Annotated in this window: 19 protein-coding genes and 1 other RNA gene; 12 read left to right on the top strand and 8 right to left on the bottom strand. The window is 65.8% G+C overall.

Translation table 11 applies throughout. The features are described from left to right. Positions 1 to 233 precede the first annotated feature (233 nt). From ilvD to osmE, 3 genes are all read right to left on the bottom strand, one after another. Positions 234 to 2069, bottom strand: coding sequence for a dihydroxy-acid dehydratase (gene ilvD, locus RND78_RS21325; RefSeq protein WP_312731936.1), 1836 nt, complete (start codon positions 2067 to 2069; stop codon positions 234 to 236). Between the two features lie 283 nt (positions 2070 to 2352). Beyond that, positions 2353 to 2874, bottom strand: coding sequence for a hypothetical protein (locus RND78_RS21320; RefSeq protein WP_312731935.1), 522 nt, complete (start codon positions 2872 to 2874; stop codon positions 2353 to 2355). 192 nt (positions 2875 to 3066) lie between these two features. Further along, positions 3067 to 3405 carry an osmotically-inducible lipoprotein OsmE gene (gene osmE, locus RND78_RS21315; protein WP_312731934.1) on the bottom strand — a complete coding sequence of 113 codons (339 nt, stop codon included), beginning with the start codon at positions 3403 to 3405 and terminating at the stop codon, positions 3067 to 3069. Between the two features lie 281 nt (positions 3406 to 3686). Between osmE and RND78_RS21310 the strand changes: the two genes are divergently transcribed. Together RND78_RS21310 and RND78_RS21305 are read left to right on the top strand one after the other, a co-directional pair. After that, the gene (locus RND78_RS21310) at positions 3687 to 4907 is read left to right on the top strand and encodes an N-acetylmuramoyl-L-alanine amidase (protein ID WP_312731933.1); all 1221 of its coding nucleotides are present in this window, start codon (positions 3687 to 3689) and stop codon (positions 4905 to 4907) included. Then, positions 4904 to 5308: a hypothetical protein gene (locus tag RND78_RS21305; RefSeq protein ID WP_312731932.1), complete on the top strand. Its 405-nt coding sequence runs from the start codon at positions 4904 to 4906 to the stop codon at positions 5306 to 5308. The genes RND78_RS21310 and RND78_RS21305 overlap by 4 nt, the downstream gene beginning before the upstream one ends. Positions 5309 to 5396: 88 nt before the next feature. Here the strand turns inward: RND78_RS21305 and RND78_RS21300 are convergent, their stop codons facing one another. Next, a complete protein-coding gene (locus RND78_RS21300; protein ID WP_312731931.1) occupies positions 5397 to 6050 on the bottom strand; it encodes a sulfite oxidase-like oxidoreductase in 654 nt (217 codons plus the stop codon). 145 nt (positions 6051 to 6195) lie between these two features. Between RND78_RS21300 and RND78_RS21295 the strand changes: the two genes are divergently transcribed. After that, positions 6196 to 6432, top strand: a complete 237-nt coding sequence (locus RND78_RS21295; RefSeq protein WP_312731930.1) for a DUF2171 domain-containing protein — start codon at positions 6196 to 6198, stop codon at positions 6430 to 6432. 62 nt (positions 6433 to 6494) lie between these two features. Here RND78_RS21295 and RND78_RS21290 read toward each other — a convergent pair whose 3' ends face one another. From RND78_RS21290 to RND78_RS21275, 4 genes are read right to left on the bottom strand one after another with little or no spacing between them, the layout of a single operon-like run. Then, positions 6495 to 7067 (bottom strand): BON domain-containing protein, encoded by a 573-nt coding sequence (locus RND78_RS21290; RefSeq protein WP_059230309.1) that lies wholly within the window; start codon positions 7065 to 7067, stop codon positions 6495 to 6497. Next, the gene (locus RND78_RS21285) at positions 7064 to 7657 is read right to left on the bottom strand and encodes a phosphoheptose isomerase (RefSeq protein ID WP_058763660.1); all 594 of its coding nucleotides are present in this window, start codon (positions 7655 to 7657) and stop codon (positions 7064 to 7066) included. The genes RND78_RS21290 and RND78_RS21285 overlap by 4 nt, the downstream gene beginning before the upstream one ends. 32 nt (positions 7658 to 7689) lie before the next feature. Beyond that, complete coding sequence (locus RND78_RS21280) at positions 7690 to 8064, bottom strand: YraN family protein (RefSeq protein ID WP_312731924.1); 375 nt, start codon at positions 8062 to 8064, stop codon at positions 7690 to 7692. After that, entirely contained in the window at positions 8061 to 9848 is a 1788-nt protein-coding gene (locus tag RND78_RS21275) for a penicillin-binding protein activator (RefSeq protein ID WP_312731923.1), read from the bottom strand. Before RND78_RS21275 ends, RND78_RS21280 begins: the two co-directional genes overlap by 4 nt. Positions 9849 to 9974: 126 nt before the next feature. On the opposite strand from RND78_RS21275, the gene rsmI reads away from it, so the two are divergent. The 9 genes from rsmI to mraY all read left to right on the top strand — a co-directional run bounded on the left by rsmI (position 9975) and on the right by mraY (position 18874). Continuing rightward, positions 9975 to 10817 carry a 16S rRNA (cytidine(1402)-2'-O)-methyltransferase gene (gene rsmI, locus RND78_RS21270; RefSeq protein ID WP_409457095.1) on the top strand — a complete coding sequence of 281 codons (843 nt, stop codon included), beginning with the start codon at positions 9975 to 9977 and terminating at the stop codon, positions 10815 to 10817. A 62-nt stretch (positions 10818 to 10879) separates the two neighbouring features. Beyond that, positions 10880 to 11235, top strand: an RNA gene (gene rnpB, locus RND78_RS21265) — RNase P RNA component class A. 287 nt (positions 11236 to 11522) lie between these two features. After that, on the top strand, positions 11523 to 11978 hold the full coding sequence (mraZ, locus tag RND78_RS21260; protein WP_058763651.1) for a division/cell wall cluster transcriptional repressor MraZ: 456 nt from the start codon (positions 11523 to 11525) through the stop codon (positions 11976 to 11978). A 2-nt stretch (positions 11979 to 11980) separates the two neighbouring features. Then, complete coding sequence (gene rsmH, locus RND78_RS21255) at positions 11981 to 12922, top strand: 16S rRNA (cytosine(1402)-N(4))-methyltransferase RsmH (RefSeq protein WP_312731920.1); 942 nt, start codon at positions 11981 to 11983, stop codon at positions 12920 to 12922. Beyond that, complete coding sequence (gene ftsL / locus RND78_RS21250; protein ID WP_312731918.1) at positions 12919 to 13212, top strand: cell division protein FtsL; 294 nt, start codon at positions 12919 to 12921, stop codon at positions 13210 to 13212. Before rsmH ends, ftsL begins: the two co-directional genes overlap by 4 nt. Before the next feature lie 59 nt (positions 13213 to 13271). Beyond that, positions 13272 to 14966 carry a peptidoglycan D,D-transpeptidase FtsI family protein gene (locus RND78_RS21245; protein WP_409457094.1) on the top strand — a complete coding sequence of 565 codons (1695 nt, stop codon included), beginning with the start codon at positions 13272 to 13274 and terminating at the stop codon, positions 14964 to 14966. Next, on the top strand, positions 14963 to 16432 hold the full coding sequence (locus RND78_RS21240; protein WP_312731916.1) for a UDP-N-acetylmuramoyl-L-alanyl-D-glutamate--2,6-diaminopimelate ligase: 1470 nt from the start codon (positions 14963 to 14965) through the stop codon (positions 16430 to 16432). The genes RND78_RS21245 and RND78_RS21240 overlap by 4 nt, the downstream gene beginning before the upstream one ends. Beyond that, positions 16425 to 17792, top strand: coding sequence for a UDP-N-acetylmuramoyl-tripeptide--D-alanyl-D-alanine ligase (gene murF, locus RND78_RS21235; protein ID WP_312731915.1), 1368 nt, complete (start codon positions 16425 to 16427; stop codon positions 17790 to 17792). Before RND78_RS21240 ends, murF begins: the two co-directional genes overlap by 8 nt. Further along, positions 17792 to 18874, top strand: a complete 1083-nt coding sequence (gene mraY, locus RND78_RS21230; RefSeq protein WP_059230300.1) for a phospho-N-acetylmuramoyl-pentapeptide-transferase — start codon at positions 17792 to 17794, stop codon at positions 18872 to 18874. The genes murF and mraY overlap by 1 nt, the downstream gene beginning before the upstream one ends. Positions 18875 to 18878: the final 4 nt, after the last annotated feature.

Below are 18878 nucleotides of genomic sequence, written 5' to 3'. Positions count from 1 at the left end.
CAGCGGCAGACGGAGGGTAGCCTTTGATCACTCAACGGCCTAGCGGGCAGCTAAAAAGGAAATGTGAGCTGAATCACAGGTCGCGCTTCTACACGCATAGCTAGCCAAGCAACGGTGAAACCGCTCTGGGATGCGCATCGAGCGACGCCGAAAGGAGAGGCTAAGGCGGGTGGGGGAAACACGAGAGGGCGAGGGGAAGGGCGACGGCGGGTGCCGTCGCCCGGGTGGAGCGGTCAGCCGAGCAGGGCCTTGTCACGCACCCCGCCCTTGTCGGCGCTGGTGGCCAGGAGGGCATAGGCCTTGAGCGCCGTGGTGACGCGGCGGGCACGGGGCTGGACGGGTTTCCAGCCCAACTTGTCCTGCTCGATGCGGCGATGAGACAGCTCTTCGTCGCTCACCAGCAGGTTGATACTGCGCTGGGGAATGTCGATGAGCACCTTGTCGCCGTCGCGCACCAGACCGATGGCGCCGCCTGCCGCTGCTTCCGGCGAGGCATGGCCGATGGACAGGCCCGAGGTACCCCCGGAGAAGCGACCGTCGGTGAGCAGGGCACACTGCTTGCCCAGGCCCTTGGACTTCAGGTAGCTGGTGGGGTAGAGCATCTCCTGCATGCCCGGACCGCCCTTGGGGCCTTCGTAGCGGATGATGACGATGTCGCCGGCCTTGACCTCGTCGGCGAGAATGCCCCTTACCGCGGCATCCTGGCTCTCGAACACCTTGGCGTTGCCCTCGAATACATGGATGGATTCATCCACGCCAGCGGTCTTCACCACGCAGCCGTCCAGGGCGATGTTGCCGTAGAGCACGGCCAGACCGCCTTCCTGGGAGTAGGCATGTTGGACGCTGCGGATGCAGCCCTCGGCACGGTCGTCGTCCAGGCTGTCCCAGCGGGTGGCCTGGCTGAAGGCTTCCTGGGTCGGGATGCCGGCCGGACCGGCGAGGAAGAAGGTCTTCACCGCCTCGTCCTGGGTCAGGGTGATGTCCCATTTCTCGATGGCTTCGCCCAGGGTACGGCTGTGCACGGTGGGCAGGTCGGTGTGCAGCAGGCCACCCCGGGCCAGCTCGCCGAGGATGCTGAAGATGCCGCCGGCGCGGTGCACGTCTTCCATGTGGTACTTCTGGATGTTCGGCGCCACCTTGCACAGCTGGGGCACCTTGCGCGACAGGGTATCGATGTTGCGCAGGTCGAAGTCCACCTCGGCTTCCTGGGCCGCGGCCAGCAGGTGCAGGATGGTGTTGGTCGAGCCGCCCATGGCGATGTCGAGGGTCATGGCGTTCTCGAAGGCCGCGTAGGAGGCGATGTTGCGCGGCAACGCCGACTCGTCGTTCTCCTGATAGTAGCGGCGGCACAGCTCGACGATGGTACGGCCGGCCTGCAGGAACAGCTCCTTGCGATCGGCATGGGTGGCCAGGGTCGAGCCATTGCCCGGCAGCGCCAGGCCCAGGGCCTCGGTCAGGCAGTTCATGGAGTTGGCGGTGAACATGCCCGAGCAGCTACCGCAGGTGGGGCAGGCGCTACGCTCGTACTCGGCGACCTTCTCGTCGCTGGCCGAGCTGTCGGCAGCGATGACCATGGCGTCCACCAGGTCCAGGCCGTGGCTGGCGAGCTTGGTCTTGCCGGCTTCCATGGGGCCGCCGGAGACGAACACCACGGGAATGTTCAGGCGCAACGCGGCCATCAGCATGCCGGGGGTGATCTTGTCGCAGTTGGAGATGCACACCAGGGCATCGGCACAGTGGGCGTTGACCATGTACTCCACGGCGTCGGCGATGATCTCGCGGCTCGGCAGCGAATAGAGCATGCCGTCGTGGCCCATGGCGATGCCGTCGTCCACGGCGATGGTGTTGAATTCCTTGGCCACGCCGCCGGCCTTCTCGATCTCCCGGGCGACCAGCTGGCCGAGGTCCTTGAGATGGACGTGGCCGGGCACGAACTGGGTGAAGGAGTTGGCGATGGCGATGATCGGCTTCTTGAAATCTTCGTCCTTCATCCCAGTGGCGCGCCAGAGGGCCCGGGCGCCAGCCATGTTGCGGCCCTGGGTGGACGTTTTCGAGCGATAGTCAGGCATGAAGCGGCACTCCGAGGCGGCTTTCTAGATCACGGTTCAGTTCATCGTGAGCGCAGGCGGGGCTCGGTGCAAACGCGGAGTGACGAATGCCGGGCCGGAGGGCGGCTACGCCGTGCGGGATCTCCGCAGGGAGCACCAGGCTCACGAACCCGCCGGAGGATGCTGGCGAGGGGACTCGTGATCATACACGCGGGCGCCAGAACTGCACAGCAGGCCGGCGCCAGGGGGATAGGACTTGTCTAAAAAGTCGCCGAGCGAAGGTCAGGCACTTTTAAGGCAAAGCCTAGGGGGCTTCCTGTTCACCGTCGGGAGCGTCTTCCAGGTACTCGTCCATTGGCTCCTGGCCGGCCAGGGTCTTCAGACTCAGCTCCACGGCCTCGGGTAGGGTGATGTCGACCCGCTGCTTGTCGCCGCCTTCCAGGGAAGATTCGTAGCTGAGGGCATGGCGCAGGTGGCCGTTCTCGAGGATGGCACCGACGCTGGCCAACTGGGGCGCCGCCGGCGTCAAGCGCTCCAGTGCGGCCTTGGGCCAGGTCGCCTCGACGGTGGCATTGCAGGTGTAGAAGCCCGCATCGCCGCTGTCCGAGGGTTCTTCCTGGGTCTTGATGTCCACCAGCGAGACCTGGCCGGCATCTAGCGGCGGCTGGCCGGCGGCGATGTCGTCCGCATAGATCTCGTTGATGGTCTGGGCGTACTGCTGGCGAACCTGTTCGGCGGTCTTGGCCGCATCGCAGCTGTAGTCATAGCCACCGCAGCCAGTCAGGGAAAGCACCGCAGCTGTGAGTATGAGGTGACGTCTGGACATGCCTGAATTCCTTGGAACGATGGGTGAAGCTTGGCGGCGTTGGCCGAGCACGCGTCGCTCCGCAGTGCAGGACATCGGCGCAACGGTCGTGGACGGGAGAGCCCATGGTGATACCGCTCTCCCGTCCTGTCCATCAGACGCCGCCAGCGTCCTTCAGGACACCCGGCCCGAATGGCCGGTCCGAGCCAGGCCTCAGGCGCGGTCGGCGCTTTCGCAGGTCTCGAAATCCTTGCTGTCGACGCGGTTCATGCTGTCGAAGCCGATCGAGTAGACCTGCTCCTTACCGTCCTTGTTGAGCACATAGTTGTTGCAAGTGCCCGGACGATACTTGCGGGTATAGGTGCTCGACGGGGTACCGCCAATGCGCAGGACGTCGGCCTTGGGCATACCTTTTTCCACCTGCTTCACCAGGGGCTGCTCACGAAACTCGACGCGACCCACGGTGTAGTCGGTGGTGTTCTTCACCGAGGCGCAACCGGCCAGGACGGTGCCAGCCAACAAGGCGGTCGCGACTGCAATCTTTTTGTTCATGGTGATGATCCCTTCAAAGGCGAAAGTGCCTGACCCTTCGACGATGACGGCGCCGATAAATTCGCTCTCCGCCGCACTTCTCGCCGTTCTTCCCTGGCACCGGGTCATCTGCCGCCCCGGCAAGTGACTGTATCTAAAGCTGATTCTGCAAACGAACGCTATCTGACGGTTTTCTAAGGAGTATTTTGTCCGAATGGCAGTTGACAGGAGACCGGCGGCGAGCGATCTTTGCCGTTATGTTGTAACCCCTTTCGCTGTTTCTCGTTTCTCGCGAGGACTCCATGAACCGCCGTCGTCTGCTCAATCTGATCCTGGCCGGCATGACCTTGCCCGTTGGGCTGCCGGTATTTGCTGCGCGTCAGCAGCTCAAAGGGGCCCGGGCCTGGCAGGATGCCGACAAGCTGCGCCTGGTCTTCGATCTCACCGGGCCGGTGCGCTACAAGACCTTCACCCTGGTGGCACCGGATCGCATCATTCTCGATCTCGCCGATACCCAGGCGCCCGCGGTGCTCAACCATCTGGCACTCCAGGGTTCGCCGGTGAAGGCCGTGCGCAGCGCCCACTATGGCGCCCAGGACACCCGCGTGGTGCTGGAGCTGGCGCATCCGGTGGAAATGGAAAGCTTCATCCTCGGCCCGGGCGAAGGCGCGGCCAATCGCCTGGTGCTGGATCTCAAGCGCGCCGGTGCACCGGCCGTGGCGGCGCGCAAGCCGGTCGATCCCGAGCCGCCGCTGGAAGTGAAGCGCGGCAAGGGCCTCGCCACCGGGCGCGACATCGTGGTGGTGGTCGATGCCGGCCACGGTGGCAAGGACCCCGGGGCCCTGAGCGCCCGCGGCGATCGCGAGAAGGACATCGCCCTGATCGTGGCGCAGAACCTGGCGCGCCGCATCAACCTGCAGAAGGGCTTCAAGGCCAAGCTGGTGCGCAACGACGACTTCTTCGTGCCGCTGCGCAAGCGCGTCGAGGTCGCCCGCAGCTACAACGCCGACATGTTCGTCTCGGTGCACGCCGACGCGGCGCCGCGGCGCACGGCCTACGGCGCCTCGGTCTATGCCCTGTCCGAGCGCGGTGCGACCTCCACCACGGCGCGCTTCCTCGCCGACAGCGAGAACAACGTCGACCTGATCGGCGCCAACGAAATCCTCAAGGGGCGCGACCCCATGCTCGCCGGCGTGCTGCTGGACATGTCGATGAACGCCACCATCTCCTCGAGCCTGGATCTGGGCCACAAGGTATTGGGGCAATTGTCGAGCATCACCAACCTGCACCAGAAACGAGTGGAGCAGGCGGGCTTCGCCGTGCTCAAATCGCCGGACATCCCCTCGATCCTGGTCGAGACGGGATTCATCTCCAATGATCGCGACTGCCGCCGCCTGCTCGACAGCCGGCACCAGAAGCAGCTGGCCGATTCGATCTTCGCCGGCCTGCACGGCTACTTCCAGGAGCGGCCACCGCTGGGCAGTTATCTGGCCAGCCTGAAGAACACCCAAGGAGTGACATGAGTTTGCAGGACAAGGCGCGCCGCTACTGGCGTGTAGTGGTACTGGCGATAGGCGCCCTGTGCGTCGTGGCGGGCCTGATCGGCTATGGTCAGAGCGGGGGTGACAAGTCCGGCACCGCCCAGGAAAGCTTCGTCAACAAGGTATGGCAGATCAAGACCAGCAACAGCATCGAGCCGGGCATGCTGTACGTCTTCCTCAGCGACGGCACCCTGGTGATGGCCTCGCCGAGCAGCCAGCCCTCGCTGGGGCGCTGGGCGCGTACCGAGAAGGGTCTGAACCTCATCGAGGAAGGCATCACCTACCCGACTGAGATCCTCAGCCTCAAGCGCGACGAATTCCGCATCCGCAGTCTCAATCCCGGCGAGCCGGTGGAACTGCAACTGGCTCCGGCGGCGCCCTGAACGCCTAGTCGAAGACGCCCTCGAGAAAGGCCTGGAGTTTGCTCCCAGGCCTTCTTCGTTTTCTGGCTCGCGACGCTCCGGGTGGGCGTCAGGCGTCGTCCGAGTAGCGCTGTTCCTGCCAGGGATCGCCACGGTCGTGGTAGCCGCGCATCTCCCAGAAGCCTGGCGTATCGCCGACCCGGAAATCGATGCGCCGCAGCCATTTGGCGCTCTTCCACAGATAGAGATGCGGGATCAGCGCCCGCACCGGGCCGCCGTGCTCGGCGGTCAGCGGCTGACCTTCCCAGCTGCGCACCAGCATGGCGCCCGGCGCAGCGAAGTCCGCCAGCGGCAGGTTGGTGATGTAGCCATCGTAGCTGTGCAGCAGTACATGGGTGGCTTCGTTCCGCGGCTGGACTTCCTCCAGCAATTCGCTGACCGGCAGGCCGACCCAGCGATTGTCGTAGCGGGACCAGGTGGTGACGCAATGCATGTCGCTGACCGCCTGGGTGGTAGCGCGCGCGGCGAAGGTCTCCCAGTCCCAGCGCAGCGTCTGCTGGACCGCCCCGGTCACCGCCAGTTGCCAGCGTGCGTGACTGACCTCCGGCCGCACGCCCAGGTCCAGTACCGGCCAGTTGTTGACCCTGTGCTGGCCGGGCGGCAGGCGCTCGCTGTCCGGGCGCGCGCTGTGGCCAGTGAGAAAGCGCCCCTCCTGGGCCCAGCGTTCCTTGGAGCGCGTCAGTTTGCTCGGCTCGTCGCTCATGGCAGGATCCTCGAAGTGTTCTGAGCTTATGACCATGTCATTGGCCTTTCGTCGGCAAGAGGCGAACCCCGGTGGCGCTCCGCGCCTCCTATCTTGCAGGCGCTCTGCAAGAGGCCTTTCCCTTCAAACTGCCGGAGAAACGACCATGGTAGATGCAACCCAGATCAAAGAGCATGCGGAAGTCGTCGGTTCGGACGGTCAGCACGTGGGCACCGTCGATCATCTGGAAGGCGCCGATCGCATCAAGCTGACCAAGCGCGATCAAGACGCCCAGGGCAAGCATCACTACATTCCGCTGAGCTGGGTGAAGTCGGTGGAAGGTACCCAGGTACGCCTGGTCAAGACGCGCGATGAAGCCGAGCGCGAGTGGCAGGCTGCCTGATAGCTGCAGCCGCCCATGAAAAAGCCCCGCCAGAGCGGGGCTTTTTCATGGGCTACACCAGCTCAGTTGATGTATTCGAACAACTTCACGATGCGCTGGACACCCGAGACGCTCTGGATCAGCTGCACGGCGTGGTTGGCTTCCTGCTGGGTCACCAGGCCCAGCAGGTAGACGATGCCGTTTTCCGTCACCACCTTGATGCGCGAGCCGGGAATGTCCTCGTCCGCGAACATCTGGGTCTTGATGCGGGTGGTCAGCCAGGAATCGTTGCTACGCGCCAGCAGCGAGGAGTTGGCGGTCACCTGCAGTTCGTTGTGGACCGTTTTGACCCGCTGCACGCTGCGCACCGCCTGCTCGGCCAGGGCCTTGAGGTCGGCCCGCGGCGTCTGGCCGGCGATCAGCACCACGCCGTTGTAGCTCACCACCACGATGTGCGAGCTGGCGAGATCTGGGCTGGCCTTGGATATGTTGACCGAGGCCTTGGTCTCGATCAGGGCATCGTCCACGGTGCTGCCCAGGGTTCGGGTGCCGCGGTTGTCGTCGATGGGCTTGTCGCGGCTGGCGGTGACCACGTTGCTGCAGCCGGCCACGACGAAGGACAGCGCCAGGAGGGCGAGCAGGGGAGCTTTCTTCATTCTTCGCTTCCGAACAGTTGCTGATCGATCTGGTCGCACAGGCAGTGGATCACCAACAGGTGCACTTCCTGGATGCGGGCGGTGACCTTGGACGGCACGCGGATCTCGACGTCTTCGGGCAGCAGCAGCGAGGCCATGCCACCGCCGTCGCGGCCGGTGAGAGCGACCACGGTCATCTCGCGGTCGTGGGCGGCCTGGATCGCCTGGATGACGTTGGCCGAATTTCCACTGGTGGAGATGGCCAGGAGGATGTCACCGGGCTGACCCAGGGCGCGGATCTGCTTGGAGAACACCTCGTTGTAGCTGTAGTCATTGGCGATGGACGTCAGCGTCGAGGTATCGGTGGTCAGCGCCAAGGCGGGCAGGCTGGGGCGTTCGCGTTCGAAGCGGTTCAGCAGTTCGGAGGAGAAGTGCTGGGCGTCGCCGGCTGAGCCACCATTGCCACAGGTGAGGATCTTGCCTTCGTTGAGCAGGGCCGCAACCATGACTTGGCTGGCCAGATCGATATGAGGAATCAGGACTTCCATGGCCTGACGCTTGGTTTCGATGCTGTCCCGGAAGAGTTTCTGGATGCGGGCGTGGGTGTCCATCGCGATATCTTTGACCTGTGCAGTGGAGGGCCTCAGGCCTCGAAGGCCTGTTTGATCCATTCGAGAGCCTGAGGGGATGCGCCGGCCGCGGGGCCGATCGCGATCACGTCGAACCGGCAGGGCCGCTTGGCCCAGCGCGCTTCGGATTGCAGAAAGAGGGCGGCGCTGTTGACCAGTCGCTGCCGCTTGCGGGCATCTATGCTTTCCGCGGCGCCGCCCCAGGCGGTGTGCCTGCGGGCGCGTACCTCGACGAATACTACTGTATCGCCGTCGAGCATGACCAGATCGAGCTCACCGCCACGCCAGCGCCAGTTGCGCGCGATCGGTTGCAGGCCGCGTGCCTGGAGGTAGTGCAGGGCGCGTTCTTCGCCCTGCCTGCCGCGCTTGAGATGCGGGGCCTCGGTCACGGCGTACTGAGCGACGGCGGCACATCGGTGGCCGGCAGCGGCGCGGTGCCGGCGGGCAGCGGCTGGGCCGTGCCGTTGCGGAACTCCGCCCAGGGCAGGTGGCGCACCACACGCTGATCGGCCGCGACGCTGAGGTTGCCGGAGAGTCCGGGCAGTTCGGAGTTGGGCAGTGCCTTGAGCTGCTGCAGGTGCAGCGCCAGCAGGTAGGCGTCGGCGCCCATGGCGTAGAGGCGCCCGATGCTGGTGCCGGCCTGGGGCCATTGGGCGGTGATCTTGGCACGCAGCGGATTGCTCGGGTCGAGCAGCCAGGGCGTTTCGCAGAACAGGATGCCGTTCAGGTCCTGGTTGACGCCCGGCTCGTTCACCCCGCTGTTGAGGTTCGAGGTGGCGTACACCGGCAGGTCGCGGGCGTTCTGGTAGGCCAGGATGGGCTTGATCTGCCGTGCCTGGGCCGGCGTGGCGGCGAGGAAGATGAAGTCCATGCCCTGGCGCATCTGCAGCAGGCTGGTGATGCGGTTGGCGATCTCCACCGGCTGGCCGACCCGCTCGGCGGCGACCAGGCGCCCACCCAATTTCTGCCATTCGTCCTGGAAGGCGGCCAGCACGCGGGTACCCCAGTCACCCTGGGGCACCATGGCGCCGGCACTGCGCTTGCCATCGGCCCAGGCCCGGCGCGCGGCTTCGCGGGCTTCGTCCTCGGCGGCCAGGCCGAACTGGAAGAGCTGCGGTGGCTGGGCGCCCTGGCTGTCACCATAGTTCAGAGCCAGGGTGTTGATCGGCAACTGCGGACGATCGCTCAGCTGCTTGACCAGGTTCTTCTCCAAGGGGCCCACCACCAGCTGGATGCCCGCCGCCTGGGCCTGGCGATAGAAGTTGTCCAGGGTACCGATCTGGGAGCTGTCGTAGACGGTCACGGCCGGTGCGGTCTGGCCGGCGGCCAGCGCCTCGTAGCGGGCGGCCATGAAGCCGTCCTGCAGGGCACGGGAGACCCCGGCAAGCTGCCCCTGCAGCGGCAGCAGCAGGGCGACACGGTTGAGCGGCTCGCGGGCCAGGGTCTTCAGGCGCTCCAGGTCATCGGGCAACTGCCGGGCGGCGGGATGGCCGGGATGCTGCTTCTGCCATTCCTCGATGGCGGCCAGTTGCTGGTCCAGGGCCAGGTTGCCGCGGGTGGCGGCGGCCAGGGCCAGCCAGCCGTTGAGGTCGGCGTCCTTGACGCTCTGGCGCAACTGGGCGTCCGGCAGGCTGGTGACCAGTTGCCAGATCTGCTCACGGTTGTCGTGGGCGGCATCGCCGTCGAGCAGCGGGCCGAGGAAGATCCGTTCCTGGGCCGCGGCCAGCGCCTGGTTGTTGGCCACCAGGGCATCGGCCTTGGTCAGGCCGCTGCGAATCTGCTGCTGGGCCGGCAACTCGCCCAGTTGGGCGAAGCTCGGGTGGTCGAAACGCTTGAGCGCCTGCGCCGGCTGCTTGTCCAGCAGGTCGAGCTGGGCCAGCAGGGTCTGGGCGAACATCTGCTGCGCCGGCTTGAGGCCTTCCAGATTGATGGAGCCGAGGATCTGCCGTGCCTCGCGGGAATTCTGCTGGGCATAGGCCTTGTCGGCCGCGGTCAGGCGCAGCAGGTTGGCCTGCTCGGACTGGCTCGCGCCGGCCTGGTTCAGCAGTTGCTCGATGCTGGCCTGGCTCGGCTGAGGCAACTCTCCGAGAGTACTCGTCATGGGCGTGCTGCTGCATGCGGCGAGCAGGGCGAAGGCGGTGGCGCAGAGCAGCGGACGCAGGCGGAACTTCATGCGGTGGTTCCTGAGCAAGGGTCGGGAAAGAGGCCGATTGTCTCACAGCACCCGGGTGCTGCGAACGCCGAGGGCGAGAGCGGCGTACACTGTTGGGCTATTTCCAGTCCATCAGGTTTCATCATGATTTCGCCGGGTACTCTTTATGTGGTTGCCACCCCCATCGGCAACCTGGACGACATCACCGCACGCGCGCTGAAGGTCTTGCGCGAAGTGGCCTTGATCGCCGCCGAAGACACCCGGCATTCGTCCCGCTTGCTGCGTCATTTCGGCATCGAAACGCCGCTGGCGGCCTGCCACGATCACAACGAGCGCGATGCCGGCGGACGCTTCATCACCCGTTTGCAGGCGGGGGACGATGTCGCTCTGATCTCCGACGCGGGCACGCCGCTGATCTCCGATCCGGGCTTCCACCTGGTGCGGGCGGCCCGTGCCCAGGGCATCAAGGTCTCGCCGATACCGGGTGCCTGTGCTCTGATCGCGGCGCTGTCGGCGGCCGGACTGCCGTCGGATCGCTTCAGCTTCGAGGGCTTCCTGCCGGCCAAGGCGGTGGGGCGCCAGGGGCGACTGGCCGCGCTGCGCGAAGATCCGCGCACCCTCATCTTCTATGAGGCGCCCCATCGGCTCGAAGAGTGCGTCGCCGACATGGCGACCATCTTCGGCCCCGACCGGCACCTCGTGCTCGGCCGCGAGCTGACCAAGACCTTCGAGACCCTACGGGGTCTGCCCGCCGAGGAACTGCTCGCCTGGATTCGCCAGGACCTGGATCAGCAGCGCGGCGAATGCGTGCTGCTGGTGGCTGGCTGGGCGGCGCCCGAGAATGCCGAGGTCGATGCCGAGACGCTGCGGGTCCTCGACCTGCTGCTGGCCGAGCTGCCGATCAAGCGCGCCGCGGCCCTGGCGGCGCAGATCACCGGCGCGCGCAAGAACCTGCTCTACCAACTGGCCCTGGAACGCAAAGCCGAGTGACTGGCGTTTCCTGGACATCTTTCCTTGTTATCCGGCACCAGTCTCTATACCCTTGCGCCGCGAGAGCCGACCGGGCAGTCGCTGTCGTGATCCGCAAGGATCGCGAGGGAGGAAAGTCCGGGCTCCATAGGGCGAGGTGCCAGGTAACGCCTGGGAGGCGTGAGCCTACGGAAAGTGCCACAGAAAATAACCGCCTAAGCGCGCAAGCGCCGGTAAGGGTGAAAAGGTGCGGTAAGAGCGCACCGCACGGCTGGCAACAGTTCGTGGCTAGGTAAACCCCACCTGGAGCAAGACCAAATAGGAATCCATAGGCGTGGCCCGCGCTGGATTCGGGTAGGTCGCTAGAGGCAACCAGCGATGGTTGTCCCAGAGGAATGACTGTCCTCGACAGAACCCGGCTTACAGGTCGGCTCTCGCACTCCCTCTCCCCAGGCCCCTGCGCCTGGCGTCAAAACTCCCTCTTCACACATCACTTTAATCAATTACGCCAATTGATTGACTTCATTTCCGTTTGTCGGAAATCGATGTCGTCCGTCTTGGCCGTGAACTCGTGCAATTTGCTTGAAATCCGCGTCCCACGCGGCCTGGGAACCCCTTCACTTACCTTGACTGAAAGTGGGCCTCCTCAATATAGTGGCGTCCGGTGGTACGAAGTGGGGCGAAGTGGGATTAAATGGCAAGGACAGCCTATTAGAGGACGCGAAATTGTTCCGGGGAGCGAACGCCATCAGTCTCGACGCCAAAGGGCGCGCCGCGATGCCGAGCCGGTATCGCGACGAGCTCATGGAGCGTTGTGCCGGCCAGCTCATCGTGACGATCGATGCTGTCGACCCCTGCCTCTGCGTCTATCCACTACCCGAATGGGAAATCATCGAAAGCAAGCTGCGGCAGTTGCCCTCGCTACGTGAGGAGACGCGCCGCTTGCAGCGCTTGCTGATCGGCAACGCGGTGGACCTGGAACTCGACGGCAGTGGCCGCTTCCTGGTGCCACCGCGTCTGCGTGACTACGCCAAGCTGGACCGACGCGTGATGCTGGTCGGCCAGCTCAACAAGTTCCAGTTATGGGATGAGGACGCCTGGAGCGCCGTGTGCGATGCGGATCTCCAGGCAATTAAGGAACCCGGCGGTATGCCGGATGAAATGCGCGATTTGATCCTGTGACCATGAACCCAGTCTTCCAGCACGTCTCCGTTCTCCTGGACGAGGCCGTACAGGCATTGGCGATCCAGCCTGCCGGCCGCTACCTGGACGGTACCTTCGGCCGCGGCGGTCACAGCCGGGCCGTGCTGCGCCTGCTGGGTGGGGAAGGGCGCCTGCTGGGCTTCGACAAGGATCCCCAGGCAATTGCCGCCGGCCAGGCGCTGGCCGCGGAAGACCCCCGTTTCGAGATCGTCCAGCGCAGCTTCGCCGAACTGGGCGATGAACTCGTCGCTCGCGGCTGGTCCGGCCAGGTCGACGGCGTGCTGCTGGACCTTGGCGTCTCCTCGCCCCAGCTCGACGACCCCGAGCGGGGCTTCAGCTTCATGCAGGACGGCCCGCTGGACATGCGCATGGATCCTACCCGTGGCCAGAGCGCCGCGGCCTGGATCGCCACGGCCCCCGAGGCCGACATCGCCCAGGTGTTCAAGGAATTCGGCGAAGAGCGCTTCGCCAAGCGCATGGCCCGTGCCGTGGTGCAGCGTCGGGAGGTGCAGCCCTTCGAGCGTACCGGCGATCTGGCCAAGGTGCTCACCGAGGCCAATCCGGCCTGGGAAAAGGGCAAGCATCCCGCGACGCGTGCCTTCCAGGGGCTGCGCATCTATATCAACCGCGAACTGAGCGATCTGGAGCAGGGCCTGCGGGCTGCCTATGAACAGTTGGCGGTGGGTGGTCGGCTGGTGGTGATCAGCTTCCATTCGCTGGAAGATCGCATCGTCAAGCAATTCATGCGCCGGTTGGCCAAGGGCGAGGCCGACCAACTGCCGCGCGACCTACCCATCCGCGCCACCGTCTTCGAACCCTCCCTGCGTCTGCTGGGCAAGCCGGTCTATGCCAGCGAAGGCGAACTCGCCGCCAATCCCCGTGCCCGCAGCGCCGTCATGCGCGTTGCCGAGAAGCTGAAATGAGCCGCCTCTACGTGAAGAAACTGCCCTTGGGCAGCAGCGTCATGCTGATCCTCTTCGCGGGCGTGCTGCTCTCGGCGGTGGCGGTGGCCTACAGTGCCCACTGGAATCGCCAACTGCTCAATACCCTCTACGGCGAGATGGCCATCCGTGACAAGGCCCAGGCCGAGTACGGCCGGCTGCTGCTGGAGCAGAGCACCTGGACCGCCCACAGCCGGGTCGAGGCCCTGGCCAGCGGTCAACTACAGATGCGCATTCCCGATCCCACCGAAATCCGGATGGTCAATCCGTGAAAGGCCTGATCGCGCGCCTGCCCTGGCGCTTCAGCCTGATCATCGGGCTGTTGCTGGCCATGGTCGGTACCATCGTCTGGCGCATCGTCGACCTGCACGTGATCGACCGCGCCTTCCTCAAGGGGCAGGGCGACGCCCGTAGCGTTCGGACCATCCCGATTCCCGCACATCGTGGCCTGATCACCGACCGCAACGGCGAGCCGCTGGCCGTGAGTACCCCGGTCACCACCCTGTGGATCAATCCCAAGGAGTTGATCGGCGCGGAGGACCGTTGGGCGATCCTGGCCGATGCCGTCGGGCAACCTCGGGGGGAGCTGGCCAAGCGCATCGAGCAGAATGCCAACAAGGAATTCCTCTACCTCGCCCGGGGGCTGACACCCGAGCAGGGCGAGGCGGTGATGACGCAGGTCAAGGCGCACAAGATTCCTGGTGTCTACGACATCGAGGAATTTCGTCGTTTCTACCCGGCGGGCGAGGTGGCGGCCCATGTGGTCGGCTTCACCGACATCGACGACCACGGCCGCGAAGGCATCGAATTGGCCTTCAACGACTGGCTGGCCGGCGTGCCGGGCCGGCGCCAGGTGGTCAAGGACCGCCGCGGTCGGCTGATCCGGGACGTCCAGGTCGCCAAGAACGCCAAGCCGGGCAACACCCTGGCGCTGTCCATCGACCTGCGCCTGCAGTACCTGGCGGCTCGCGAATTGCGCAACGCCCTGACCCAGTTCGAAGCCGAGGCCGGCAGCCTGACCATCGTCGACGTCAAGACCGGTGAGGTCCTGGCGATGGTCAACATGCCCACCTACAACCCCAACAATCGTCGCAGCCTCGAACCGGCCGCCATGCGCAACCGGGCGATGATCGATGTCATGGAGCCCGGTTCGGTGATGAAGCCGATCTCCATGACCGCGGCGCTGGCCAGCGGTCGCTGGAAGCCCACCGACAAGGTGAACGTCTATCCCGGCTCGCTGCAGATCGGTCGCTACACCATCAAGGACGTCTCCCACAGCGACGGCGCCCTGGACCTGACCGGCATCCTCATCAAGTCCAGTAACGTCGGCATGAGCAAGATCGCCTTCGACGTCGGTGGCGAGAACATCTACAACGCCATGCGCGCCGTGGGCCTGGGCCAGGATACCGGCCTGGGCTTCCCCGGCGAGCGCGTCGGCAACCTGCCCAACCATCGCACCTGGCGTCCGGCCGAGACGGCGACCCTGTCCTATGGCTACGGCCTGGCGGTGACCGCCGTGCAGCTGGCCCATGCCTATTCGGTGCTGGCCAATGATGGCCGTTCGGTGCCGCTGTCCATGGTCCGCTTGGACAAGGCCCCTGCCAGCGACCAAGTGGTGGAAGCGCGCGTCGCCAAGACCCTGCAGGGCATGCTGCAACAGGTGGTGGAGGCCCCCGGTGGTGCCTTCCGCGCCCAGGTACCGGGCTATCACGTCGCCGGCAAGAGCGGTACTGCGCGCAAGACCAGCACCGGTACTCGCGGCTATGCCGAGAATTCCTATCGCTCGCTGTTCGCCGGCTTCGGCCCCACCAGCAACCCGCGCCTGGTCGCGGTGGTGGTGATCGATCGCCCCAGCAAGGGCGGCTACTACGGTGGCGTGGTCTCGGCGCCGGTGTTCAGCCGGGTGATGTCCGGCGCCCTGCGCCTGATGAACATCCAACCGGACAACCTCCAGCCGCTGCCGGTGCAACAGCAGCAGGCCCAGGTGGCCGCCAAGACCTTGCTGGTCGGGGAGCGTGATCGATGAGCCGTCTGCTGCCCGATCTGCTGCCAGGCGCCACCGCCGCCGTCGACATCGTCGGTCTGGCGCTGGACAGCCGCGAGGTCCAGCCGGGCTTCCTGTTCCTCGCCATCCCCGGGCTGCACAGCGACGGTCGTGCCCATATCGCCGCTGCGGCCGAGCAGGGAGCCGCGGCCATCGCCTACGAGGCGGAAAATGCGCCTGAGCTGCCGGCGCTGGATATTCCTCTCGTTGCCGTCCTGGGGTTGGCCGGGCAGCTGTCCGCCATCGCCGGTCGTTTCCATGGCGAACCCAGTCGGCGCCTGGCCCTGGTTGGCGTCACCGGTACCAATGGCAAGACCAGCGTCAGCCAACTGATCGCCCAGGCCTGTGACCTGCTGGGACAGCGTTGCGGCATCGTCGGTACCCTGGGCAATGGCTTTTATGGCGCCCTCGCCGAAGGCCGCCACACCACGCCGGACGCGCTCAAGCTGCAGGCGACCCTGGCCGAGCTGGCCGCGGTTGGTGCCGCCAGCGTGGCCATGGAAGTTTCCTCCCATGGCCTGGCCCAGGGCCGGGTGGCAGCGCTAGCCTTCAAGGTCGCGGTGTTCACCAACCTGTCCCGCGATCACCTCGATTACCATGGCACCATGGCCGCCTATGGCGAAGCCAAGGCCCAGCTGTTCGCCTGGCCGACGCTCGGGACCCGCGTCCTCAACCTTGACGATGCCTTCGGCCGCGAGCTGGCGACTTGTCCTAGTCCGGCGCGGACCCTGACCTATAGCCTGGACAATCCCAAAGCCGACCTGCATTGCCAGCATCTGCTGTTCGATGACCATGGCGTCCGTGCCCGGCTGGTCACCGCCCAAGGCGAAGGCGAGTTGCGCAGCCAACTGATCGGTCGCTTCAACCTGAGCAACCTGCTGGCTGCCATCGGTGCTCTGCTGGGGCTGGGTCATCGGCTCGATGACATCCTCGCCATCCTCCCGCAGCTGCAGGGCCCCGCCGGGCGCATGCAGCGCCTGGGTGGCGCCGGTCGGCCGCTGGTAGTGGTGGACTACGCCCATACCCCCGATGCCCTGGACAAGGTACTCACCGCGCTGCGCCCCCATGTGGGTGCCGCCGGCCGACTGGTCTGCGTCTTCGGTTGCGGTGGCGATCGCGATCGCGGCAAGCGCCCGGAAATGGCTGCCGTCGCCGAGCGCCTGGCCGACCAGGTGGTGGTGACCGACGACAACCCGCGCACCGAAGATCCGGCCGTCATCGTTGCCGATATCCGCGCCGGCTTCCGGCAACCCGAACAGGTGCTTTTCGCCGGCCGCCGCGAGGCCGCCATCGCCCTGGCGATCGCCGAGGCCAAGCCGCAAGACGTCGTGGTGCTGGCGGGCAAGGGCCATGAGCCCTACCAGGAAATCGCTGGCGTCCGCCATCCCTTCTCCGATCTCGACCAGGCCGAGCGGGCCCTGACCGCCTGGGAGTGCCAGCATGCTTAGATCCTTTACCCTCACCGAAGTGGCCGAGGCGCTGACCGGCAATCTGCTGGGGGCCGATGCCCTGTTCGACGGCGTCGGCACCGACAGCCGCAAGGCCGTCGCCGGGCAGCTGTTCGTCGCCCTGACTGGCCCACGCTTCGATGGTCACGCCTACCTGGCGGACGTCGCTGCCCAGGGTGCTGCCGCGGCCCTGGTCGAACGCGCGGTGCCCGAGGTTCATCTGCCCCAACTGGTGGTGGCCGATACGCGTCTCGCACTGGGCCGGTTGGGCGCCTTCAACCGTGATCTCTTCCATGGCCAGGTTGCCGCCGTGACCGGTTCCAGTGGCAAGACCACGGTCAAGGAACTGCTGGCTGCGGTCCTGCGTCAGCGGGGTCCGACCCTGGCCACCCAGGGCAACCTGAACAACGACCTCGGCGCGCCCCTGACCCTACTGCAACTGGCCGCCGAGCACGCCTATGGCGTCATCGAGCTGGGCGCTTCGCACGTCGGGGACATCGCCTATACCGTGAGCCTGACACGCCCGGATGTCGTTATCATTACCAACGCTGGCCAAGCCCATGTGGGTGAGTTCGGTGGCGTGGACCGCATCGTCGAGGCCAAGGGCGAGATCATCGAGGGCGTGGGCGAGGCGGGCACCGTGGTGCTCAATCGCGATGACGCCGCCTTCGCGACCTGGCAGCGCCGCGCCGCCGGCCGCAAGGTCGTCGCCTTCGGCCTGGATGCCCGCGCCGATGTCCGGGCCACCGAGGTGAGCCTGGATAGCCAAGGCCGTCCGAGCTTCACCCTGCACACCGCCCAAGGCGAGGCGCGCATCACCCTGCAACTGCTGGGTGCCCACAACGTCGGCAATGCCCTGGCGGCCGCCGCGGCGGCCCTCAGCCTGGGCCTCGACCTGCCCACCGTCGCCCACGGCCTTGCCGAGGCAGCGCCGGTCCAGGGCCGCACCCTGACCCGGACCAGCCAGCGCGGCGCCCAGGTCATTGACGACAGCTACAACGCCAACCCCGCGTCGGTGAAGGCCGGTATCGACCTGCTGGCCGCCCTGCCGGGCCGTCGGGTGGTGGTGCTGGGCGACATCGCCGAGCTGGGCGAGTGGACCGAAGAGGGGCACCGCGAGGTGGGCGAGCATGCTCGCGGCAAGGTGGACGCCTTCTACAGCGTCGGTCCCTCGATGGCCCATGCGGCCCGCGCCTATGGTGCCGAGGCCCGGCATTTCGCCGATCGCGAACAGCTGATCGAGGCCTTGGCGGACGAGGACCGGGCCGGAACCACCCTGCTGATCAAGGGATCCCGCAGTGCCGCGATGGACAAGGTCGTCGCGGCGCTCTGCGCCATCAATACCGAGGAGAAACACTGATGCTGCTGCTGTTGGCGGAGTTCCTGCAACAGTTCTACAAAGGCTTCGCCGTCTTTCAATACCTCAGCCTGCGCGGCATCCTGGGCGTGCTCACCGCCCTGTTGCTGTCGTTGTGGCTCGGCCCCTGGATGATCCGCACCCTGCAGATCCGCCAGATCGGCCAGGCCGTACGCAACGATGGTCCCCAGTCGCACCTGTCCAAATCAGGCACCCCCACCATGGGCGGCGCCCTGATCCTGACCACCATCGGCATCAGCACCCTGCTGTGGGCCGATCTGCACAACCGCTATGTCTGGACCGTGCTGGCAGTGACCTTCCTGTTCGGCGCCATCGGTTGGGTCGATGACTATCGCAAGGTGATCGAGAAGAACTCCCGGGGCCTGCCCAGCCGCTGGAAATACTTCTGGCAATCGGTGTTCGGCCTGGGGGCGGCGATCTTCCTCTACATGACGGCGAAGGCGCCGATCGAAACGACACTGATCCTGCCGCTGCTGAAGAACATCGAAATCCCGCTGGGGATTTTCTTCGTTGTGCTGACCTACTTCGTCATCGTCGGCTCGAGCAACGCGGTCAACCTCACCGACGGCCTCGACGGCCTGGCGATCATGCCCACCGTAATGGTCGGCGGCGCCCTGGGCATCTTCTGCTACCTGTCGGGCAACGTGAAATTCGCCGACTACCTGCTGATCCCCTATGTGGAAGGCTCCGGCGAGCTGATCGTCTTCTGCGGTGCCCTGATCGGCGCGGGCCTGGGCTTCCTCTGGTTCAACACCTATCCGGCCATGGTCTTCATGGGCGACGTCGGCGCCCTGGCGCTGGGCGCCGCCCTCGGCACCATCGCCGTCATCGTTCGCCAGGAAGTGGTGTTGTTCATCATGGGGGGCGTCTTCGTCATGGAGACCCTCTCGGTGGTCATCCAGGTCGCCTCGTTCAAGTTGACGGGCAAGCGCGTCTTCCGCATGGCGCCGATCCATCACCACTTCGAATTGAAGGGCTGGCCCGAACCCCGGGTCATCGTGCGCTTCTGGATCATCACCGTGATCCTGGTGCTGTTCGGTCTCGCCACCCTGAAGCTGAGGTAATCAC

Source organism: Pseudomonas oryzihabitans (assembly GCF_032027545.1).
In the GTDB taxonomy this organism is placed as follows: domain Bacteria; phylum Pseudomonadota; class Gammaproteobacteria; order Pseudomonadales; family Pseudomonadaceae; genus Chryseomonas; species Chryseomonas oryzihabitans_F.
The sequence above is the reverse complement of the archived record's forward strand: the minus strand, read 5'-3'. Positions and strand labels throughout refer to the sequence as shown.